The following is a 21834-nucleotide window of genomic DNA, read 5'->3' as shown; positions in this document are numbered from 1 at the left end:
TGCAGATTGTCAGATCGGGCAGGGGCAACCGCAAACCGCGCGTTGTAGCCTTCCATGAACGTCGGCAGAAACGCATTGCCCGCCTGCATGTCGCAGATCCCTGCCAATCGCATATCCTTGATCAATCGGTCCTGCAATGTCTGGTTCATGCGCTCGACGCGGCCCTTGGCCTGGCTTGAATTTGCGCAAAGAATCTCGATGTTTAGCTCGCAAAGCGCCCGGCCGAACTGGGTCATGCCCTGGCCGCCCTTGGCGTCCTTCTTCGCCACCCGGAACACCGAATGCTTGTCGGAATAAAACGCCACCGGCGCCCCGTGATCCTGCAGATAGAGTTCCAGCGCCGCAAAATAACTGAAGGCGCTTTCCGAGCGCACAAAGCGCAACTGCATCAGCTTGCCCGTCGCATCGTCGATGAACACCAAAAGCGTACATGGTGGCCCACGATCTTCGAACCAGCGATGCTCGGAGCCGTCGATCTGCACCAGCTCACCATAAGCCTCACGCCGCAATCGTGGCTGATGGAAGCTGCGACGCTGCTGGCGCGATTGCCAGATACCGGCCGCCGTCATCCATTGCCGAAGCGTCTCGCGCGACACCGTCAGCCCATCGAGCTCTGCAAGCTTCTCGGCCGCCAGCGTCGGCCCGAAATCCCAATAGCGCTCGCGAATGAGCGTCAAAGCATAATCGCGAAGCCCATCGTTGATCCGGTTGTTCGACAGCCGGCCGATCGCCTTGTGCCGGATCGACGCCGCGCCACCCGTTCTGATCCGCTCCAACAGCCGGCGCACCTGGCGCTCGCTCAGCGCCAGAACATGCGCCGCCGACACCAACGTCATTCGACCGTCGATGACTTTCGACAAAACCTCGATCCGCTGCAGGTCACGCTCGCTCATCGCAATCAGTCCCATCGGCAATCTCCCACGTCATCAAACGCGGGGAGTGTGACATTCCAACTTTGCAGAAACAGGACACTTCAACTTTGCGGCTACATCAATCGATCGCATAACGTAGTTTATGGAACTACTTCGAGAGAGGAAGAACATGGCTGTTTGCAAGCGTGCCCCAAAGGTGCAGCGGGACGAAAACTTCGGCGATCATAGATTTGGCTCCGTGAGTTCGGCCCTGATTTTTCCCTTGCTTTCTGCTTGAAGCATCTGCTTCGGGCTTAGTGTTTCTATCAGGCGGGGGCCAAGCCCGGATCGATCCCGGTCATCGCAATAGAGACGTCCCAGAGACGCTTTGACAGAGTTGGATCCTGGGCATCGGGGGCACGTTTCGCCTCACCGGACGGACCCCGAATTCCGCCAAACCCGGTTGGCCCGTAGTAACCACCCGGCATCACCTTGCCTGTCGCCGCCTGCAGCGCAGGCCAGGCCCCCTTGGCCGCGCTGTTGAGGAGCAGACCGACGATCGGACCCACGAGTTGGATGATCCCCATGTGCCGCCCAAGACTGGTACTCGCAACGCCCGGATGGCACCCGACAGCCGTAACTGGAGAATCTGCAGACCGTAGGCGCCGATCCAACTCGAAAAAAAACAGTGCGTTTGCCAACTTGCTGCCGCCGTAGCGGCCGTTCTTGTTATAGCTTTTCTCGGCGTTGAGGTCGTCCCAGTCGATCCTCCCCTTCAGGTGCGCAATGCTGGATGTCACGACGACACGCGATCCCGGCGTTTCTGCCAGCTTTGGCAAGAGCAACGTTGTCAGCCCAAAAACGCCAAGATGATTGACGCCGAACTGGGACTCGAAGCCTTGCTCGGTGCGTGTCAAGGGTGGGTTCATGATGCCTGCATTGTTGATCAACGCGTCAATGCGCGGTTCTCTCGCGGCAATTTCAGCCGCAGCTCGAACGTTGTCGAGATCGCCCAGATCAAGTGGCAACCAGGCTAGATCAGCCTTTGGCGTAATATGCCTGATCCGCGCTATTGCCTGCTCTGCCCTAGTGCGTTCCCGGCATGCCAGCAGGACACGAGCGCCTCTTGCAGCAAGCACTTGTGAGATTTCAAAGCCAATACCTGCGTTGGCACCTGTGACGATGAAGGTCTTTCCCGTTTGGTCGGGAACACTCGCTTCCGTGAAACCAATAGAATGAGCCATGTCGCTTTCCTTTTAAATGAGTGTTTAGGCACTCAATAATGAGTCAAATTTTATGTGGCGGTACCTTTCCAAAACAGGTCGAAACCAGCCTGTCGGATGTTCTTGTCCTGTTTCGGGTTGGCGGTTATCGCATTGATCGTGATTTCGGCAAGGCCGAACAGGACCGTATCGATATAGAAGTCAATCCTTTCAGGATCGGCACGTCCGGCAAGACATGCTGCGACGATTGCCCGTGCATCGTGGACCATGGCTTTGCTTTTTTGTCTGCTCTGCGCGGTTACCCGATCCGAAACCTTGAGCTGTCTGACAGCCTTGCGAGCCGTCGAATTGGTCAATCCCCAATCCACCAGACGGTCCCACACGCGTCTTAGCCTTTGGCGAGGAGCGTCCCCATCCGGATATGGAGCAAGCATCCGCTCCATCAGATCGATTTCGATCGACACGAAGAGTTGATTGAGAAGATCGTCCTTGGTTGGAAAATAAGTGAACAGCGTTCCCTCGGACACACCCGCAGCCTTTGCAATCTTCGCGGTCGACGCCTCAGTTCCCAAGCGGGCTACAAAATCGCATGCCGCCTCAAGCAAGGCTTGCCGTTTTTCTTCGCTTAGAGGACGCGCCATATGACCGAGTTCAATTGAGTGAGTTATTACTCATCTAAATAAGTATCCCATTTGGAGAGTCAAGAGGATTTATTGACCAGCGGTTAGAACAGTAGCAGCTATTTTGAACGCATCACTGTGCTGCTAGGTGTTGTGGGCGCTGCCGTCATTTGTCCTTGCCGTGACAGGACCCTCAGACAGCAAGCAGAGCCGAATGCTGACGAAGGAGCTGTTGGAAACGCTCGGCGTAGTCATCTGAGCGCTGCCAGCGCTACCCGCCACGCCGAGACTTTGGGCAAGTCCTCGAAGATTTGCTTTGATACCACCGGATCGATCATGTCGGTCGCGGGTGTTGAATCGCCACAGTCGGTTTTAAAGTGCCGCGCCTAGCGCGCAATCGCCGTCATAGCCAACATTGGCGCGGGGGACCGCGCCACTCATCTCAGTTGATTGGCAAATGCGCATCGATGTGACCGGGCGGCAAACTTGGCTGGCCGATCCCGAAGAACTCGCGCGCGGTCAGGCAAGCGCCATCCCCTGGGACGCAGGCGCGGCAGACGTCAGGCCGAAGATCGTACACTTGACAGGATGTCTCCGAACCGACGCGACCGACCAGTGCGGAGCAACGCGCACCGTCGCAACGCATTCCCTGCTCGTTCGCGGCTACGAACTGCGCCGGCAGCAAATCGAGAGCAGCTTCTGTTTCGGTGGAAAATCTGGGCCAGGTCGACGAATAGGAGCAGCAGGCTCCGCAGCTTCGGCAATCAAAATCGATCAGTGATGTCATGAGCCGCTCCTACCACACAGCCTGCCAATGATAAAGCTGCCGGCTAACCGCTTCTCTTGGAGCGAGCGTATCCATCTTCATCAGGCTCCTCGTCCTGACGTTGGGCCTCAAGGCGATCTTGCCGATGGTGTCGAGCGCTGCCGATCGCTCGACGATTGAGGCTTACCGGAGCGGTGGTTCGTGCGTCAGGACCATGTCGATCGGCTTTCGGGCCGATACCGGCACGCGAAAATCCGCGCGCATCTCACCGAAACCGATCAGCGTGATGATGATTTCGTTGTCGGGGATGCCGACGCAGGTCCGCATGTTGATATCCTGCTCGCGCGCCGCACTCCAGTTCAGCATGCAGGCGCCTAGTCCCTCGGCGTGGAGGCCAAGCGCCAGCGTCATGGCGAACATGCCGCCGTCCACCCATCCCTGGTTTCGTTCGCCGACCGTGTTCCAGTGCGACAGGTCGACCGTCACGACGAATACGCCGCCGAGCTGCTCGCCGAAGCCGCGATTGCCGTCGTGATGGGCGAGAACGCGGGCGATCGACGGCTTCTCGGTGAAGGCGTAGACACGGCATGTCTGTCGGTTGCAGCTCGAAGGCGATTGCTGGGCCGCACGGATGGATCTTTCGATCTTCTCGAACGCGACTGTCCTGTTGCTGTCATACTGGCGCACGCTGTGGCGTGCCTCCATGAAGGAGACGAAATCCATCCGCGCGTGCCTGACGATCTCGGCTGCACTGACCGCCTCGCTGCCGCCGGGCCGGATATTGTGCCCGATGCCGGCGACGACGAGCAGATCGTCCAGCAGTGCCTGTGCCTCGCTGACATCGCCCTGCTCCGCATTGAAGGCGACATAGGCCGAAAGCACGGAAAGGCCGATATCGGCCGAAGCGTCATGGCCATGCTGCTCGATATAGCGGCGCGTCTCTGCCGCCAGCAGCCGCACCTTGTCCATGCCGAAGCCGTTGCGCGGATTGGAAAGCGACATTCCGTATTCCAGCATATGTGCCAGGAGATGGATATGTGCCCGCCGGTTTTCGCGCGACTGTGCGCCATCGATGAAGGAGGCGCGGCGGAAACGGCGATAGTCATAGGCGAAATTCGCAAACAGGCGCCACGCCGTTCTGGCGCGGTTCTGGAAGGATGATGCGGAAGGCACGGCTTTGGCCGAAGGCATGGCACGATTCCCCGGTGATGAGCAGGCGGTCTTGAACCTACTGTCGTCGATGCAGGGTTATTCGTCTGCTCGGCCTCGTCAAACCCCCTGATGGCGGCAGATTTTCACGCTGGAATGCAATGCTTCTGGAATTGATCGGTCGAGAAGCATTTGTTTTAAAATCGCTTTTTCTTGCGCACCCTATCCGTTCGAATAGGTTATCCACCATCCGTACCGGCCGATGACCCATCCGAATCACATCCGCACCTACTCATTTCAGAACTTCCAAGCCGGGGCGGACTGCGGCACCGTAAGCCCATGAATTGCCCAGAGCGAATTGCGCATCAAGGAGGCCGGCCGTGCAGGATAACGTCGTAGAAATTCGCGTGGTGTCACCGATCGTCACCAAAGGATTTCGCAAAGTCGCCGATCTCCGGGCACTGGAATATCCCGGCATCAAGGTCAGTCACTCGCAGATTACGGCCGGACCGGGATCGATCGAGAGCGAGTTCGAGGCTGCCCTCTCGGTGCCCGGAACAATCGCCGAAGCGATCAAGGCGCAGAATGAAGGCGTCCACGCCGTCATCATCGACTGCATGGGCGATCCGGGTCTCAGGCCGTCGCGGGAAGCCGTGACGATCCCGGTGCTTGGACCCTGCGAGACCGGCATGCACCTTGCGGCGATGCTCGGCCACCGGTTTTCCGTCCTCACCGTGATGCGCCGACTGCGCGCATCCTTTGAAAACACCGCGGCCGTCGCCGGCCTTTCGACCAAGCTTGCCTCGGTGCGTAGCGTCGATATTCCCGTTCTGGAACTCGAGGAAGATCTCGACCGGACCAAGGCGATGCTGATCAAGGAAGGCATCCGGGCGGTTGAGGAAGATGGCGCCGAGGCGCTCGTCTTCGGCTGCACCGGCCTGATGGGCTGCGCCTTCGCCCTGCGCGAGGGACTTCTGGCGCACGGGATCGACGTGCCTGTCATCGATCCCATTCCCGCCGCTGTTTCCGTTGCTGCCGCGCTGGTGCGTTCGAACCTTGCCCACAGCAAGCTGACCTTCCCACAGCCGCCCGAAAAACAGTTGCTCGGCTACGACTATATTCATCTGCCCATGCCGCTTGCGGCCGAATGAGAGAACGCTGGACGTTCCATTGAGAGGACAGAGATGGCGATTGCGCAAACGGACACCATGACACGAACGGAAAAGCGGAAAGGATCGACCACCGCTCTTCAGGATTTCCGCCTGTGGTGGCTGGTCATCCCGGCGCTCCTCGTCTTCCTTGTCTTCTTCGTGATCCCGACCGCATCACTCTTCGGGCTCGCCTTCAACAAATCCGTCGCCGGCGTCATCGCCCTCAACAGCCAGATCACCTTCGACAATTTCGTCCGCATCTTCACACGGGCGAGCTATTATGAATCGATCCTGCGCTCGATCTGGATTTCGGCCATCGTCGGCGCCGCTTGCCTGTTCTTCGGCTATCCCCTCGCCTACGTCATCGCAAAGACGGTGAAGCCGAGCCGCGCCACGCTGTTGATGATCCTCGTCCTGTCCTCCATGCAGCTCGACATGGTCATCCGCATGTACGGACTGATGGTGCTGCTCGGCGATAACGGCCTCATCAACGGATTTCTCCTCAGGGTCGGGGCGATAACAGCGCCACTGCCGCTGATGTATAATGTCTTCGGCGTCATCGTCGGGCTGGTGCAGATCACCCTGCCCTTCATGGTGCTGTCGCTGATCGGTATCATCAAGGCGATCCATCCCTCGCTCGAAGAGGCAGCCCGCAGCCTCGGCGCCTCGCGTTGGCACGCCTTCGTCACCATCGTGCTTCCGCTCTCGATGCCCGGAATCCTGGCCGGCACGCTTCTGGTCTTTGCGCTTTCGATCAGCTCCTACGTCGTTCCCGCCTTGATGGGTGGCTGGAAGGTGATGGTGCTGCCCATCCATATCTATCAGCAGATCGCCGAAGTCGGGCGCTGGCAGTTCGGCGCCGCCATCGCCGTGGTGCTCTTCGTGACGAGCATCGCAGCCGTTGCGGTCTACCACCAGGCGGCGGTCAGAACCTCGGGGGGGCGCACCTGATGCGTGAAGAATCCGCCATCCCCCTTGCCTTCAAGGCCATCTCGCTGCTGTCGCTGGCGATCCTCCTGGTGCCGGTCTTCATCGTGGTGCTTGCCGGCCTGAACTCGGGCGATTACCTGACTTTTCCGCCGGAGGGCCTGTCGCTGCGCTGGATACAGGCGTTCCTGACTTCGCCCGTCTTCCTCTCGGCCTATGGGGTCAGCTTCATGATCGCACTGGTCTCGACGCTGATCTCGACGGTGATCGGCACGATGGCGGCGATCTATCTGACCCGCTCGCAGAGCCGTACCTCCAGCATCTTGCGCGGCTTCTTCATGCTGCCGATCGTGCTGCCCGGCGTGGTGCTGGGACTTGCCCTCTATGTCTTCTACGTGACCACGGGCATCGGCCTTGCCCGCACCATGCCGGGGCTGATTATCGGCCACGTGATCGTCACCTGCCCCTTCGTCATCGCGACTGTGACGGCGGCACTGGTCGGTTTCGACCGCTCGCTGGAAGAGGCCGCCCGCAGCCTTGGCGCCTCGCCTTTCACCGCTTTCCGGTTGGTGACGCTGAAGATCATCGGGCCGGCAATTTCGGCGGGCACGATCTTCGCCTTCATCGTCTCGTTCGGCCAGTTCGAAGTCACGCTGTTTCTGTCGACGCCGAACCTGCAGACGCTGCCGATCGCGATGTATGTCTCGATGCGCTACCAGTTCGAGCCGACGGCCGCCGCCGCGGGCATCTTCGCCATCGCACTCGTCATTCTCTCCACCGTGCTGACCTCCAGACTCGTCAACCTGAAACGCACCTTCGGGGGATGAATACCGCTACGCCTACACATCAACGATAGAGCAAAAAGGGGAACTTCATGACTGAGAAAACGACAGGGCATACCCGCCGCACGATCCTGAAGATGGGCGTCGCTGCCACCACGCTGCCCCTGTTCAACATCAATCACGCCTGGTCGCAGGATGTCGCCTTCGACGGCAAGGTCTTTGATGCCGGCGGCGCGGTGCTGCGCGTCGGCGAATGGGGCGGTCCCTGGGGCGAACTGGTCAACAAATATCTGCTGACCGACTTCCAGAAGGAGTTCAACTGCAAGATCGAATACGACTCGACCTGGCCCTGGTTCCCAAAATTCGTCGCCGGCGGCGCCGAGAAGCCGCCGCTCGACATTACCAACTGGAACTTGCCGGAGATGTTCAAGACGGCAAAGGCCGGCGATTTCTTCCTAAAACTCGACGAACTGCTGCCGAACGTGCCGAACGCCAAGAACCTATGGCCCTTCGCCACCGCCAATGGCGTCGGCGTCACCTGGGCCTTCAACCAGTATGGTTATGCCTATCGCACCGATCTGGTTTCGCCGCCGCCCTCGTCGTTCAAGGATCTCTGGAAGCCGGAATTCGCCGGCAAGCGCGGCACCTACATCACGTCAAACACCTTGCAGATGGACTTCTTCCTCGTCGCCTGCGGCATCTTCGGCAAGGATCAGTACGATCTTGATGCCGGCTACGAGGCGATGAAGGCGCTGATGCCGGCCAAGATCTCCGATTTCACCGGCAACATGCAAACGCTGATGGACCGCGGCGAAGTGGTGGTCGCCGTGCTCGACGATGCCGAGCCGATGCAGGCCCGCGACAAGGGCGCGCCTTTCGCCTTCTGGTACTGGACCGAACAGCAGCCGATCCTGACGCAGACCTATACGATCAGCCGTTATGCCGAGCCGGTGCAAAAGAAGCTCGCTTTTGCGCTTCTTGACCGCGCCCTCGATCCGACCTTCATCGGCAATATGGGCAAGGAATTCTACCTGCGCCCGACGGTCAGCAACGCCGTCCTGCCCGACAATCTCGCCAAGGCCGGCGTCGTCAACAGCGCCGACGCCATCAAGGGCTTCTGGGTGCCGGACTGGAATTCCTACCTCGAAAACGAAGACGACATCGTCGAAACGGTCAACGGCATTTTCGCCAGCTGATGCCGCCGCGACGGGCGGTTCCGCGCCGCCCGTCGCACATCTTCATAACAGGAGAGCCTTCGCCGCATGTCCGATATCCATCTGAAAAAGCTCGCTAAATCCTACGGCGATAGCGTCGCGGTCGCCGGCATCGACCTGCACATCGCCGAAGGAGAGTTCTTTTCCCTTCTCGGCCCATCGGGATGCGGAAAATCGACGACGCTCCGGATGATTGCCGGCTTCGTGCCGCCGAGCGGCGGCGAGATTCTCATCGGCCGCGACGACGTGACGAGATTGCCGCCGGAGAAACGCGACATCGGCATCGTGTTCCAGAACTACGCGATCTTCCCCCACATGAACGTTGCCGACAATATCGCCTTCGGCCTGAAGCTCCGGAAGCTGCCGAAGGAGGAGATCCGCAAGCGCGTCACCGCCGCGCTGCGCCAGGTCGGGCTTTCCGGATATGAGGAGCGTTTCCAGCGCCAGCTTTCGGGTGGCGAGCAGCAGCGTGTCGCCCTTGCCCGCGTGCTGGTCACGGAGCCCCGCATCCTCCTTCTCGACGAGCCGCTGTCGGCACTCGACAAGAGCCTCAGGGAGGAAATGAAATACTGGATCAAGGATCTACAGAAGAAGCTCGGCATCACCACCGTCTATGTGACCCACGACCAGGACGAGGCCCTGACGATGTCCGACCGCATCGGCGTCATGCAGAAGGCGCACATCGTCCAGGTCGGGACGCCCGAGGAAATCTACGAACGGCCGAAGACGCTGTTTGTCACCACCTTCATTGGTCATTCGAACGTGATCGACGTCACCGTCGGCGCCAATGACGGGCAAGGCATGACCGTGCTGCTGGAGGGAACCGTGTTGCCGACGCGGGGTCCCGAAGGCCTGGCCGCCGGGCAGGCGGCAAAGCTGGTAGTTCGCCCCGAGAACGTCATCATCGGTCCCGACACCTCATCCGGCGTCAGCCTTCCCGCGACGGTCGTCAGCGAAACCTACCAGGGTGCGCTGGTGCGCTACCGGCTGGCCATCGGTTCCCAGGAGATTGTCGCCGAGCGCCAGAACCAGTCCCGCACCGAACGATTTTCCCCCGGCGCCGCCGTCACGGTCGGCTGGGACCCCGACCGATCCGAGGCACTCGTCGCCTGAAGCAACACGGAAACAGCGAACATCGCCAGCACCGGAGCCATCCGCTCCGGCGCCACGGCCAGGCATATTCTCACGGAGGTCATGATGCGTATTGGAATAGATGTGGGCGGCACGAATACCGATGCTGCCCTGATGGACGGCCCGCTGGTACTCGGAGCATGCAAGAGCCCGACGACCAGCGATGTCGGCTCCGGCATTGTCGCCGTGTTGAAGCAGGTGCTGTCGATGACCGGCGTCTCGGTCTCGGAAATCCAGGCGGTGATGATCGGCACGACGCATTTCACCAATGCCGTCGTCGAGCGCAAGCGGCTGCTCGAAGTCGCCGCTATCAGGCTCGGCCTACCGGCGACCAAGGCGCTGCCGCCGATGACCGATTGGCCGAAGGATTTGGCCGACACACTCGGCCGCCACACTTTCATGGTGCGTGGCGGCAACGAATTCGACGGCCGCAAGATCGCGCCGCTTGATGAGCCCGAGATCCTGCGCATCGCCGGCGAAATCCGCAGTCGCGGCCTCAAGGCAGCCTCGATCACCTCGGTGTTTTCGCCGGTGACACCTGATATGGAGCTGCGGGCCGCCGAGATTCTCGGCAACGAGATCCCCGGCCTGTCGATATCGCTCAGCCACGAAGTCGGCCGGGTCGGTTTCCTCGAACGCGAAAACGCCTCGGTGATGAATGCGTCGCTCGCCGACCTGTCGCGCAAAGTCGTCAACTCCTTCCGTAACGCCCTGAAGGAACTGGCGATCAATGCGCCCTTCTATATCAGCCAGAACGACGGGACACTGATGGTGCCTGATTACGTCGAGCGTTATCCGGTGCTGACCTTCGCCTCCGGCCCGACCAATTCCATGCGGGGCGCCGCGATGCTTGCCGGCGAGAAGGAGGCGATGGTCGTCGATATCGGCGGGACCACGTCGGATGTCGGCATGCTAATGCAGGGTTTCCCGCGTGAATCTGCCGTCGCCGTCGATATCGGCGGGGTCAGAACCAATTTCCGCATGCCCGATGTACTCGCCATCGGTCTCGGCGGCGGCTCGATCGTGCGCGACGACGGTGCCCGCATTGGCCCGGATTCGGTCGGCTACGAAATCACCTCCCGCGCCCTGATCTTCGGCGGCGATACCCTGACGACGACCGACATCATCGTCGCGGCCGGCCTCGAGGATATCGGCGACCGTTCGCGTGTCGCGCATATCCCGGCAAGGACGATTAAGACGGCGCTCGATACCATCCACCGCATGGCCGACGAGGCCGTCGACCGGATGAAGACAAGCGCCGAGCCCCTGCCGGTCATCCTGGTCGGCGGTGGCTCGATCCTGATCTCGCGCGACCTGCCCTCCGCATCCCGCGTCATCCGCCCTGAGAACGCCTCCGTTGCCAATGCCATCGGCGCGGCGATCGCGCAGGTCGGCGGCGAGGTCGACCGCATCTTCTCGCTCGAAGGTACCTCCCGCGACATCGTGCTCGGCGGCGCCAAAAAGGAAGCCGAGGAGCGCGCCGTCAAGGCGGGTGCAGAGGCCGGAACGGTCAAGATCATGGATATCGAGGAAGTGCCGCTCGCCTATCTGCCAGGCAGTGCGACACGCATCCGCGTCAAGGCTATCGGCGATCTCGTGATCGGATGAGGACCCTATGAAACTCAACAGTCAACAACTCTGCGACCTTGCCGTCGGCGCGGCATTCCTCGGGACCGGCGGCGGCGGCGATCCCTATGTCGGCCGGCTGATGGTGCAGCAATGCCTCGACGAAGGGCTGGAGGTGAACATCATCGATCCCAGCGAACTGGCGGACGACATGCTGGTCATTCCGACCGCCATGATGGGTGCGCCGACCGTGCTGGTTGAGAAGATCCCAAGCGGCGAGGAGGCGATGTTTTCGCTGCAGCGGCTTGAACGTCATCTCGGCCGCAAGGCGCAGGCGACCATGCCGATCGAGATCGGCGGCATCAACTCGACGATCCCGCTTGTCGTCGGCGCCCGCCTCGGCCTGCCCGTCGTCGACGGTGACGGCATGGGCCGCGCCTTTCCCTTTCTCGAAATGGAAACCTTCGGCGTCTACGGCGTCTCCGGCAGCCCGATGGCCGTCAGCGATGAATATGGTGATTGTGCCATCATCGAGGCGGTCGATAACCGCCAGATGGAATGGCTTTCGCGCGCCGTCGCCATCCGCATGGGCGGCTGCGCTTATATCGCCGAATATGCAATGTCGGGCGCCGACGTCAAACGCACCGCCATTCCGAACACGCTGAGCCTCGCCATCCGCATCGGCGAAGTCCTGCGCAACGCCAGAAGCTCGCACGAGAATCCGATCGAGGCGCTGCTCGGATTTCTGCCTTCGACGCTCTACCGCTACGGGCGCATCATCTTCGGCGGCAAAATCACCGATGTCATGCGCGAGACCAAGGCCGGATTTTCGATCGGCCGCGTTACGATCGGCGGGCTGCCGCCCTTCGGTTCGACGATGGAGATCGAGATCCAGAACGAGAACCTGATCGCCCGCGTTGACGGCAAGGTGAAGGCGATCGTGCCCGATCTCATCTGCATCATGAACACGGAAACGGCCGAACCCATCACCAGTGAAAACCTGCGCTACGGACAGCGCGTCACCGTGCTTGCCGTCTCCGTTCCCGAAATCATGCGGACGCCGGAAGCGCTCGATGTCTTCGGCCCCACCTGCTTCGGGCTGAAGGAACCCTTCATTTCCATCGAACAGATCGGCTGAACACATGGCAATCATCACCAACGAGGATATCGACGACCTGGCGGTCGGCGCAGCCCTTCTCGGCACCGGCGGCGGCGGCGATCCCTATATCGGCAAGCTGATGGCGAAGGCGGCGATCGAACGCCACGGTGCGGTCGATCTTCTGGCGCTCGACGACGTGCCTGACGGCATCGAGGTCGCCGCCTGTGGCGCGATGGGGGCGCCGACGATCCTGATCGAGAAGATGCCGAGCGGCGAAGAGATCGGGCTTGCACTCAGGGCTTACGAGAAACGCGTCGGCAAGGCGATGGGAGCGATCATCCCCTTTGAGGCGGGCGGCATCAACTCGATGGTGCCGATCATGCTGGCGGCGGAATGCCGACTCCCGGTTATCGACGCGGACGGCATGGGCCGCGCCTTTCCGCAGCTCGAAATGGAGACCTTCAACGTCTATGGCGTGCCTGCCGCACCGCTGACGGTCGCCGACGAGCAGGGCAATGTCGTGATCATCGAGACGGAAAGTGCGGCCAAGGCCGAATGGCTCGCTCGCGGCGTGACGATCCGAATGGGCGGCCAGTCCTATATCGTCAATTACGGCATGGATGGCCGCACGACCCGTCGCGTATCCGTTCCAGGAACGATGTCGCTTGCCATCGGCATCGGGCGTACCATCCGGCTGGCGCTTGCCGCGCATCGCGATCCGCTCGCCGACCTGATCGAATTCTTCGCCGGAACGCATTACGAGACCGCGCGCCTTCTGGCCTCGGGAAAGGTGGTCGACGTCTCGCGGCGCGAGCAGAACGGCTGGTCGGTCGGGGTCGTGACGATCGAACCTTTCGACACAAACCGCAGGCCGGTGCGCATCCAGATCCAGAACGAGAATCTGGTGGCAGAGGAAGATGGCAGGGTGCTGGCGATCGTGCCGGATCTCATCTGCATCCTCGAAGCCGACACTGCCGAACCGATAACCACCGAACGCCTGCGTTATGGCCAGCGGGTCAACGTGCTTGGCGTCAAGGTGCCGCCGATCATGCGCACACCGGAGGCATTGGACGTCTTCGGCCCCGCCGCCTTCGGCCTGACGCAGAATTACGCAACGCTCGAGGCCGGTTAGATCTAGGCTGGCACGGGATATGCTTCTTAAAGCTCGCAAGTCAGGATGGTCGAATGAGCGAGGCGTTTTTGGATGCATCACAGTCGTTCCGAAGGCAAAACTGCAACCCGCCCCGGCGGGCGTGAACCGAAGACGCTAGGTTCCCGGTTTCGCCCGCCGCGCATGCTGTTCACGGCCATCGACCGTCCCTTTCCCCTTTCTAAGATCCGCGACGGTCTGGCGCGCCAGATCGTCGTCGTCCATGCACCATCTGGCTTCGGCAAGACGGCGCTGCTCAAGGCGGGATATGAGGCGGTTACTTCCGGCTCCGATTATTTTCAGTCGCTATTCGATGGCGGCGTCGGTCATTGCGGCTGGATCACGCTCGGCCCCTCGCATGGCCGACCTGCCGAACTGCTAGCTGATCTTTGCCTGGCACTCGGCATCCACACCCCACGGCCTCCCGCCTCTCTGAGGGAACTGTTCGACATCGTCGCCGACCGGGAAAGCGGCGCAATCCTGTTCATCGACGAGCTCGATATTGCTTCCTCACCCGATGTGCAGGCTTTCCTCGACGGATTTTTCTTAGGTGCCCCCGACAATCTGAGGATTGTCTGCGCGTCGCAGCAGAAGCTGCAGCTGCCGCTCGCCCGGCTCAGGGTGCGCGGGCTCGTAACAGAGATTAACGCCGTCGACCTCGCCTTCAGCCGTAACGAGATCCGCAGCCTGTTTCCACGTAACATCAACACTGGCGACGTCGCAAACTTTGTACGCGCTACCCGTGGATGGCCGGCCTTGACGCAGATCGCGCTCGGCGTGATGGAGAGCGGCGGTATAGACGAGCGCAACAGGCTGCTGGCCGGCGAACATCCCGATCTCTTCCGCCATATCGACGAAGCGATCCTGCGTCCGCTGTCGCCGGCGCTTCGCCGAACGCTATGCGTCACGTCGATCCTGGAGGAATTCCCGCTGGAGCTGGCAAGCCATCTCTCCGGCACCGATCTGCAGGCAGATGACCTTCGGCTGCTCGAGGATATGAGCCCGCTGATCGAAAAGAGCCAGATGGGTGCGGCCTGGTATAGGCTTCATCCGATCGTGCGGAAGTGCCTGACGACCGAGCTTGCCGGTGATCCCCAGACCGACGAGGCAACGCTTCACTCCATCGCGGCGATCTGGTTTGCCGAGCGCGGGTTCCTGGAAAGAGCCGTTTCGCATGCGGCGCGCGCCGGCAATTTTTCGCTCGCCGCGCAGACGATCCGACAGGCCGGCGGCGTCAATCTCTTCATCCGCGCCGGCCACACAGTGCTCGAACATTTGATCGCCGACCTGCCCGCCGGCGTCATCCACGAATCTCCGAGCCTGTCATTGTGTTACGTGCTGGTGCTCGCGAAGAAGGGGCACATCAAGGCGGCGCGTGAGCGGATGGAGGCGATCAAGCAAGGCCGGGCCATGCATGGCGACGAGTTCCTGACGATCGAGGCATCGACGCTCGATCACATCGACGGGCTGGTCGATATTTATGAGGATCTTCATCTCGACGATGCGCAGATCCTGCATCTCGAACGAATGGCGTCAGGTTTTTCGCCGCAATCGACCTGGGAGCTCGGCTGGATCTACAACCATCTGTGCATCGCTTATACCAGGCGCGGCAATCTCGACCTCGCGCGGCTGAGCGCCTTGAAGGCATTGGCCTATTATCGCGAGGAAAAGACGGCCTATGCCCAGATCTTCATGCTCATCCATCTGGGGCTGGTCAATACCCTCGCCGGCAACTTCTCGGCGGCGCTGACTTTCTGCCGGGAGGCGCAGGACCTGATCCAAAGCGCGCAGTGGACCGACATCAATCTCGAAGCGATCTGCCGCGTCGCGACGGCGGATGTTCTCTACCTCCAGGGCGAGATGGCTCTGGTCGAGAAGAGCCTTGGCGAGGCGGTCAATGCCGTGGTCCAGGGCGAAGGTTGGGTCGATATCTATTCCCGGATGTTTTCGCTGCTGGCCCGCAGCCGGCTGCGGTTGAGTGGTCTCGATACGGCAATGGCAGCGATCGACAAGGCGGAAGAGGTCGCCGTCGAACGCGCGCTGCCGCGCCTGAAGATTGCGGCCGACATCATGCGCGTCGATATTTTCTCGAAGGCCGGCCTGATTGAATCAGCGGTCCTTTTGGCCGAGCGGCTGGTTTCATCGTTGCGCGATCCTGAACTCGGGCACTTCTGGACCTGGCGCGAGGAAAGCGATTTCCTTGTCGCGCAAGCGCGCCTTCTCAAAGCCCAGGGACGACCGGGCGAAGGGCTCGCCAATCTGGAGACCGTGATGGCGCGAAGCCGCGCGAACGGCAGCGGTTATCACCTGCTGGCGGCGGAAATACTGGCAACGGTCGCCGCCTGGAACGACGGCCGGCATGCCCAGGCGCTCGAATATTTCCAGTTTGCGATCGCGCGTGCTCGCTCGCACGAGGTAACCCAGCTTTTCGAGGACGAGGGGCTCGAATTCTCCACGGTCGTGCGGGCGATCGTGCGTCGTTTCGGCCTGAAGGTCTTCAGTGCCGATGCCGTCGACTTCATCGGTCGCATAATTGGCCAGGGTGAAAGAAGCGTCTTCGGCAAACCGGCCGATAACGGCCGCCGGATCAAGGGTCCTCTTGCCGGCGGCAAAAGTCTTCTCAGTCAACGCGAGCAACAGGTCCTGCTCTGCCTACACGAAGGCAAGAGCAACAAGGAAATCGCCCGCGCGCTCGGGCTTTCCGAGCCGACGGTGAAATTCCACCTCAAGAACGTGTTTTCCAAACTTGGGGTCAGTCGCCGGGCAATGGCCCTGGCAGTTTCGGCTAAATTGAACCTTAAATAGCACGGCGAAATGCCGGCACTGTCAGCATAAACGATCTATAGTTCACATAAGACAATCCGAACCGGGCAATCATGAAATTCTGCCAGCTGGTAATGGTCGGCCAGGGGTATCGGTGCGTTGAGGGTCATAAGATGCACCCTGCTTTATCATGAGCGTGTTAGAACAGCCGCAGCCTGGTCGGCGGCCCGCAACCCGCTTTCCCATGCGCCATGCGCGGTCGAAAAGTCGGACTGGTGCGTCGCCTCGCCGGCGAAAAACAGCCGGTCGCCGACCGGGCGCGCCAGGACTGCGCGTGCGCCCGCATGGCCGGGCAGTGCATGGCTGTAGGAGCCGCCTATCCAATCGGTCCGACACCAGGAAGAGGCCGTGAGGGGCCGCAGATGGCGGCGAATGTTACTGCCGAGCAGCGATGACAGCTGGTCGAGTGCGAAGGCAAATGCCTCCACCAAACCCGCGCGTTCAATGACGACAGCGCCGTTTCCGCCAAAGAAGCCTTCGATGATCGGCCGGCCGAGCGGTCGGATATAATAGCTGCCGGTTTCGGCATTTTGCGGGTCGCCGAGCAGATGGGTTTCCGGCTCCAGACCATGATTGCCATGGAGTTCCAAAAACAGCTTGTCTGCGAGGCCAAGCGGCAGCTGACTTGCGGCATGGAGGTGATCGTCGGCCTCCGGGTCGAAGATAATGGCTCCGCGGGCCAGAACGGCGGTCGATGACGTGATGATCGCGGCACTTGATGTGACCGGGCCGCGGTCGGTCTCCAGCTGAATGCCGCTCCCGGTCAATGCCACACGCCGAACGGGGGTCAAAAGGCGCAAGGCGACGTTCGGAACGGCGGCGCTGATCAGACTTCCATAGCCTTCATGCACCCGCCAATTGGCATCGGTTGCCGCATTGTCATAGGCAAGAAAGTCAGCGACTGACAGCCGATCGAGCGGTGCGCCGTTCATATATCCGCTGAGGGACTGGCAGTAGGCGTTCCATTTGCCGCCGGGCTCCAGTGCGTCCGACGCCCTGTCGCTGGCGGGGGGATTTGCCCGCATCCGCTCCTCAAGCGCGTTCCATTCGGCCGCCGCCGCCGCGCGCTCATCCTGCGTGAAGCCGAGATCGCGCCACTGGCTTTGCCACGCCGTCGGTCCGCGCTCGATATTGAACCCGGCCTCACGGCCGATGGCGACGAGAGGATTGCGCTCGGCAGAGTGCAGCCAGCCGCAACCCATATCCAGCGGCATTCCGGCCAGTTCGATTGTCCAGGCTCGTCCGCCTACGCGGTTGCTGGCCTCCAGAATGATGACCGAGCGCCCGGCATCGGCCAGGCTTTTTGCTGCTGCAATGCCGGCTGCGCCAGCCCCGACAATCGCAACCTCGTAGTCCATCGTCGCCCTCCGCCGCTGCGTCATCAGCTTGATACGACACAAGCTTTACATCGGGGTTGCACCCGCTTCAATGTGCCCGAAAGCCTGCTAGTATGCTGACATGACGTTCTTCGAAACACTTGTTGCATTGCTGGCGGTTGCCATCCTGCTGCTGCAGGTCACGCGTCGCATGCGCCTGCCCTACCCCGGCATTCTGGCTGCCGCCGGCGTCGCCGTGGCGATGTTGCCAGGGGCGCCGACGATTCCGATCGATCCTCCGACGGCGCTCGCCCTGTTCATTGCGCCCGTCCTTGTCGATTCGGCCTATGACTTCCCGGTGGGGGCGGCGCGGCGCATGCTGCTGCCGCTGTTCTTCTATGCGGTCGTCGCCGTTCTCGTCACGACAGGCGTGGTCGTGTCGATCAGCATGCTGACCGTCGGGCTTCCGATTGCGGTCGCGGTTACACTTGGCGCAATTGTTTCGCCGCCCGATGCCGCGGCCGCCACGGCAGTCCTTTCCAATTTGCCCGTCGCCCGCCGTGTGGATGCCCTGCTCAAGGGAGAAAGCCTGTTCAACGACGCGACCGCACTGCTGCTTTTCGGCGCTGCGCTGACTGTCCAGGCGCGTGGTGGGCTGGATGTCGGGACGGCACTTCAGGTGGGGATCGCCGCACCTGGAGGGATCCTGTTCGGCATCGTCTTCGGCTTTTTTGTCTCGCGGCTTCGGCCGATAACCGAGAACACGGTCGGCGGGACCCTGCTTCAATTCGTCTACGCTTTTTCGACCTGGCTGATCGCCGAACATCTGCATCTGTCGGCTGTCCTTGCCACAGTGGCGAGCGCAATGACGCTCGCCACGCTCTCTTCGGTCAGGGATTCACCGCGGATGCGGGTACATTCCTTCGCCGTCTGGACGACCGTCGTCTTCCTGCTGAACGTGGTGGCTTTCCTGCTGATGGGCCTGCAGGCGCGCCGCATCCTTGAGGCGATGTCGGCTGAAGAGCTGCAGCGGGCGATGGGATTTGCCGTCATCGTGGTGGTCGGCGTGATCCTGGCGCGCATGGCGATGGCTTTCCTGCTTCACGCCGTCGTCGCTTCTCGTCACCGAAGCGGCCATGAATTGGCGCCTTTCACGTCCGGGGAGACCTTCCTGGTGGGTTGGGCCGGTATGCGTGGCCTCGTTACGCTGGCGACGGCCTTCGCGCTCCCCGCCGACTTTCCCGAGCGAGACCTGGTCGTGCTCACAGCCTTCGCGGTGGTGCTCGCAACCCTGGTTATTCAAGGGGCGACCTTGGCTCCAATGATCCATCTCCTGAAACTCGGTCGGCAGGCAGAAGTCCGTGATGAACTCAAGGTGGCCCGAAGATCGCTCGCCGAAGCCGCCTTTCAGCGGCTTGAGAAGGAAGACGGCACTGAGGCCGAAGCGATCCGGACGATCTGTAGGGACCATTGGACCGCGTCAACCGAGGCAAACAAGGCTTCGGCGCTCGATCGCCGCCGCGACCTGACGATCGCCGCCGTTCTCGCCCAGCGCCAGCGCCTCGAGGAATTGCGCGACACAGATCAGATCGGCGCGACGCAATATCTCGAGCTGCAGGAGGACCTGGACTGGAAGCAGCTCTCCGTCGGCTCGGATGAGGATCGCCGCATCACAGAAAGCTAGAGCCGATAAGGCATCACACAGTGCTGCTCCGTCAGCCCAGCCTCTCAAATGAGGCGGGACGCATCACTCGATATCCTTCAGCGCATCGAGTGGGCCGGTCAGCGCCGTGCGCGGTGGGACGAGGGTCGGCCGCACCAGATGCGTGATTGGCGGGCCGCGGTCTGCATCAAGGATCGCAAACCCCTTGGTGATCATCGCCTCGCTGTCCTGCCGGATCATGAAGACGGGGAAAGGCAGGAAGGAGCCAAAGGGATCGTAGTCGTAGCAGCCAACGATGATGTCGGCGAAGGTCTCATGCGGGTGCAGCGCGAGGAAGCGCATCAGCCCTTCGAGATTGATCGAGGAATTGACGAAAAATGTGCGCGGCAGCTTTCCGTGGCCTTCGTAGAAGGCTTCAAAGGCACGCGCCGTCATGGCCGGGGAATAGCCGGTCGGCTGGATGCAGACATCCGGATCCGCGCCCAGAAGTGCGCGCTTTACGTCGCGGAAACCGCGAATTCGCTCGTGGCTGGCGTGGTCGTTGCGGCCGCCGAACAGGTACAGATCGTCAGGTGAAAGCGGGCCATCCTCCTGCGCGCGTTCGATGATCGCCTGCGTCAGCATGCGCGCACCTTCATAATTGTCGCTGATGACCGACGGCGCCAGCGTGCCCGGCAGATCGATGTTGACGTGCTTCAGCCCTGCCTTTTCGCAGACCTTGTGTACGCCATCCGGATCGGTTGCGCCGGCGATGAAAAGTTCGTCGATCGAATAGGAGATCAGTGTCTCGACGACCTGGCGCTCCTCGTCCGGATCGCGACAGGCGCTGACGACGAGGGGGCACTGGCCGCGGCTTCTGACCTGTGCCTCGAAAGATTGCGCCATGGAGGAGAAATAGCGGTTGTCGTGCACCGGCAGCAGAAGACCGACGAGGCCGGAGCGGGACGAACGCAGGCCGCGGGCCTGCAGATTTGCCGTATATCCGTGCTCGTTCGCCAGGTTCTGAATGAGTTGGGCCGTCGCCTCCTTGATACGCCTCTTCCGCCAGCTTCCGTTCAGCACGGCGCTTACGGTAGAAGCCGACGCACCCGATAGGATCGAGAGATCGTAGATTGTCGCCTTCTTCTTGCTGATGTCTGCCATATCTCGCCTTTTCCGCTGTCGTTCCCTTAGAAACAAACCCCTCTTGACGAAAGCCCTACCTTGATCGATAGTCATTGCACCATCGATTGTGCAAAAAAGAAAGATCGATTGCGCAAAAATGGTTCGCCGGAGGAGGCGGGATGGGAGGCAAGGGTGTTCCCTCGCCAAGAAGCAACCAGGAACAACCTGCCGCAAAGCGGCCGGTGGTCGTCGTTCGCCATGAGCGACCTTGAGGAGGAGTGAAGATGAGGAGACTTATCATAGCGGCAATTGCCGCATCGCTGTCGCTTGCCGGGGCGGTGGTCGCGTTTGCGCAGGACGCACCGAAGGTCGGCGTTGTCGTCAAGATCGGCGGCATTCCATGGTTCAATGCGATGGAAGCCGGCATCAAGGAACAGGGCAAGAAACTCGGCGTCGATGCCTTCATGATCGGCCCGACCAGCGCCGACCCGGCGCTGCAGGTGCGCGCCATCGAAGACCTGATCGCCCAGGGCGTCAAGGTCATCGGTGTGGTGCCGAACGATGCCAAGGTGCTCGAGCCCGTGCTCACCAAGGCGCAAGCCGCCGGCATCAAGGTCATTACGCATGAATCGCCCTCGCAGAAGGGCGCCGACTGGAATTTCGAACTCGCATCGTCGACCGGTTTTGGTGAGGCGCATGGCAAGCTGCTCGCCGAAAAGATGGGCGGCAAGGGCGAATATGCCGTCTTCGTCGGCTCGCTGACCGTTCCGCTGCACAATGCCTGGGCGGACGCCGCAATCGCCTATATCAAGGCGAATTATCCGGACATGAAACTCGTCGGCGACCGTTATGGCGTCGCAGAAGATGTCGACAAAAGCCGCTCGACGGCGCTTGATCTCATCGCTGCCCATCCGGATCTGAAAGGCTTCCTCGCCTTCGGCAGCCAGGGCCCGATCGGCGCGGGGCGCGCTGTCGAAGAACGCCGCAAGACGGGCAAAATCTTCGTGCTCGGCCCGTTCTCGCCCGGCCAGGGCCAGAAGCTGATCAAGTCCGACGCGATATCGGGCGGCTTCATGTGGAATCCGAAGCAGGCCGGCGAAGTCTTCGTCACGCTCGCCGATCGCCTGATCAAGGGCGAGAGCATCAAGGAAGGTGATGACATTCCGGGTCTCGGCGTGATCAAGCCTGTTGGTAACGACATCATCGTCGATCAGCTGCTGCCGATCAACAAGGATACGGTCGACGACCTGGCCGCAATGGGCCTCTGAAGAGGCCCCCTCCCCGGGTGTCGGGCCGGTC

At 61.3% G+C, this 21834-nt stretch carries 18 protein-coding genes; 11 read left to right on the top strand and 7 right to left on the bottom strand.

The window, feature by feature from the left end; all coding sequences use genetic code 11:
• From AC1D2N_RS13050 to AC1D2N_RS13030, 5 genes are all read right to left on the bottom strand, one after another.
• On the bottom strand, nucleotides 1–908 hold a 908-nt coding region (locus AC1D2N_RS13050; protein WP_477981389.1), incomplete at its 3' end, for an ISNCY family transposase.
• A 269-nt stretch (nucleotides 909–1177) separates the two neighbouring features.
• Nucleotides 1178–2095, bottom strand: coding sequence for an oxidoreductase (locus tag AC1D2N_RS13045; protein WP_018245703.1), 918 nt, complete (start codon nucleotides 2093–2095; stop codon nucleotides 1178–1180).
• A 50-nt stretch (nucleotides 2096–2145) separates the two neighbouring features.
• Complete coding sequence (locus AC1D2N_RS13040; RefSeq protein ID WP_018245702.1) at nucleotides 2146–2715, bottom strand: TetR/AcrR family transcriptional regulator; 570 nt, start codon at nucleotides 2713–2715, stop codon at nucleotides 2146–2148.
• Between the two features lie 421 nt (nucleotides 2716–3136).
• Nucleotides 3137–3481 carry a YkgJ family cysteine cluster protein gene (locus tag AC1D2N_RS13035; RefSeq protein WP_018245701.1) on the bottom strand — a complete coding sequence of 115 codons (345 nt, stop codon included), beginning with the start codon at nucleotides 3479–3481 and terminating at the stop codon, nucleotides 3137–3139.
• A 162-nt stretch (nucleotides 3482–3643) separates the two neighbouring features.
• Nucleotides 3644–4651: a nitroreductase family protein gene (locus AC1D2N_RS13030; RefSeq protein WP_018245700.1), complete on the bottom strand. Its 1008-nt coding sequence runs from the start codon at nucleotides 4649–4651 to the stop codon at nucleotides 3644–3646.
• A 338-nt stretch (nucleotides 4652–4989) separates the two neighbouring features.
• On the opposite strand from AC1D2N_RS13030, the gene AC1D2N_RS13025 reads away from it, so the two are divergent.
• From AC1D2N_RS13025 to AC1D2N_RS12985, 9 genes are all read left to right on the top strand, one after another.
• The gene (locus AC1D2N_RS13025) at nucleotides 4990–5760 is read left to right on the top strand and encodes an aspartate/glutamate racemase family protein (RefSeq protein ID WP_018245699.1); all 771 of its coding nucleotides are present in this window, start codon (nucleotides 4990–4992) and stop codon (nucleotides 5758–5760) included.
• Between the two features lie 33 nt (nucleotides 5761–5793).
• The gene (locus AC1D2N_RS13020) at nucleotides 5794–6711 is read left to right on the top strand and encodes an ABC transporter permease (RefSeq protein WP_018245698.1); all 918 of its coding nucleotides are present in this window, start codon (nucleotides 5794–5796) and stop codon (nucleotides 6709–6711) included.
• Nucleotides 6711–7514, top strand: a complete 804-nt coding sequence (locus AC1D2N_RS13015; protein ID WP_018245697.1) for an ABC transporter permease — start codon at nucleotides 6711–6713, stop codon at nucleotides 7512–7514. Before AC1D2N_RS13020 ends, AC1D2N_RS13015 begins: the two co-directional genes overlap by 1 nt.
• A gap of 47 nt (nucleotides 7515–7561) precedes the next feature.
• Complete coding sequence (locus tag AC1D2N_RS13010; protein ID WP_018245696.1) at nucleotides 7562–8665, top strand: ABC transporter substrate-binding protein; 1104 nt, start codon at nucleotides 7562–7564, stop codon at nucleotides 8663–8665.
• Nucleotides 8666–8731: 66 nt separating this feature from the next.
• The gene (locus AC1D2N_RS13005) at nucleotides 8732–9796 is read left to right on the top strand and encodes an ABC transporter ATP-binding protein (RefSeq protein ID WP_018245695.1); all 1065 of its coding nucleotides are present in this window, start codon (nucleotides 8732–8734) and stop codon (nucleotides 9794–9796) included.
• Between the two features lie 84 nt (nucleotides 9797–9880).
• Entirely contained in the window at nucleotides 9881–11422 is a 1542-nt protein-coding gene (locus tag AC1D2N_RS13000; RefSeq protein WP_026188702.1) for a hydantoinase/oxoprolinase N-terminal domain-containing protein, read from the top strand.
• A gap of 7 nt (nucleotides 11423–11429) precedes the next feature.
• Nucleotides 11430–12518, top strand: a complete 1089-nt coding sequence (locus tag AC1D2N_RS12995) for a DUF917 domain-containing protein (RefSeq protein WP_018245693.1) — start codon at nucleotides 11430–11432, stop codon at nucleotides 12516–12518.
• 4 nt (nucleotides 12519–12522) lie between these two features.
• Nucleotides 12523–13611 (top strand): DUF917 domain-containing protein, encoded by a 1089-nt coding sequence (locus AC1D2N_RS12990; protein ID WP_018245692.1) that lies wholly within the window; start codon nucleotides 12523–12525, stop codon nucleotides 13609–13611.
• A 72-nt stretch (nucleotides 13612–13683) separates the two neighbouring features.
• Nucleotides 13684–16434, top strand: coding sequence for a LuxR C-terminal-related transcriptional regulator (locus AC1D2N_RS12985; protein WP_032981317.1), 2751 nt, complete (start codon nucleotides 13684–13686; stop codon nucleotides 16432–16434).
• Nucleotides 16435–16580: 146 nt separating this feature from the next.
• Here the strand turns inward: AC1D2N_RS12985 and AC1D2N_RS12980 are convergent, their stop codons facing one another.
• Complete coding sequence (locus AC1D2N_RS12980; RefSeq protein WP_018245690.1) at nucleotides 16581–17810, bottom strand: flavin monoamine oxidase family protein; 1230 nt, start codon at nucleotides 17808–17810, stop codon at nucleotides 16581–16583.
• Nucleotides 17811–17910: 100 nt separating this feature from the next.
• On the opposite strand from AC1D2N_RS12980, the gene AC1D2N_RS12975 reads away from it, so the two are divergent.
• The gene (locus tag AC1D2N_RS12975; protein ID WP_018245689.1) at nucleotides 17911–19452 is read left to right on the top strand and encodes a cation:proton antiporter; all 1542 of its coding nucleotides are present in this window, start codon (nucleotides 17911–17913) and stop codon (nucleotides 19450–19452) included.
• 63 nt (nucleotides 19453–19515) lie between these two features.
• On the opposite strand, the gene AC1D2N_RS12970 is transcribed toward AC1D2N_RS12975, so the two are convergent.
• Complete coding sequence (locus AC1D2N_RS12970; RefSeq protein ID WP_018245688.1) at nucleotides 19516–20574, bottom strand: LacI family DNA-binding transcriptional regulator; 1059 nt, start codon at nucleotides 20572–20574, stop codon at nucleotides 19516–19518.
• Between the two features lie 245 nt (nucleotides 20575–20819).
• On the opposite strand from AC1D2N_RS12970, the gene AC1D2N_RS12965 reads away from it, so the two are divergent.
• Complete coding sequence (locus tag AC1D2N_RS12965) at nucleotides 20820–21803, top strand: autoinducer 2 ABC transporter substrate-binding protein (RefSeq protein WP_018245687.1); 984 nt, start codon at nucleotides 20820–20822, stop codon at nucleotides 21801–21803.
• Nucleotides 21804–21834: the final 31 nt, after the last annotated feature.

The organism is Rhizobium sp. P1_B8, assembly GCF_056406515.1.
The sequence above is the reverse complement of the archived record's forward strand: the minus strand, read 5'-3'. Positions and strand labels throughout refer to the sequence as shown.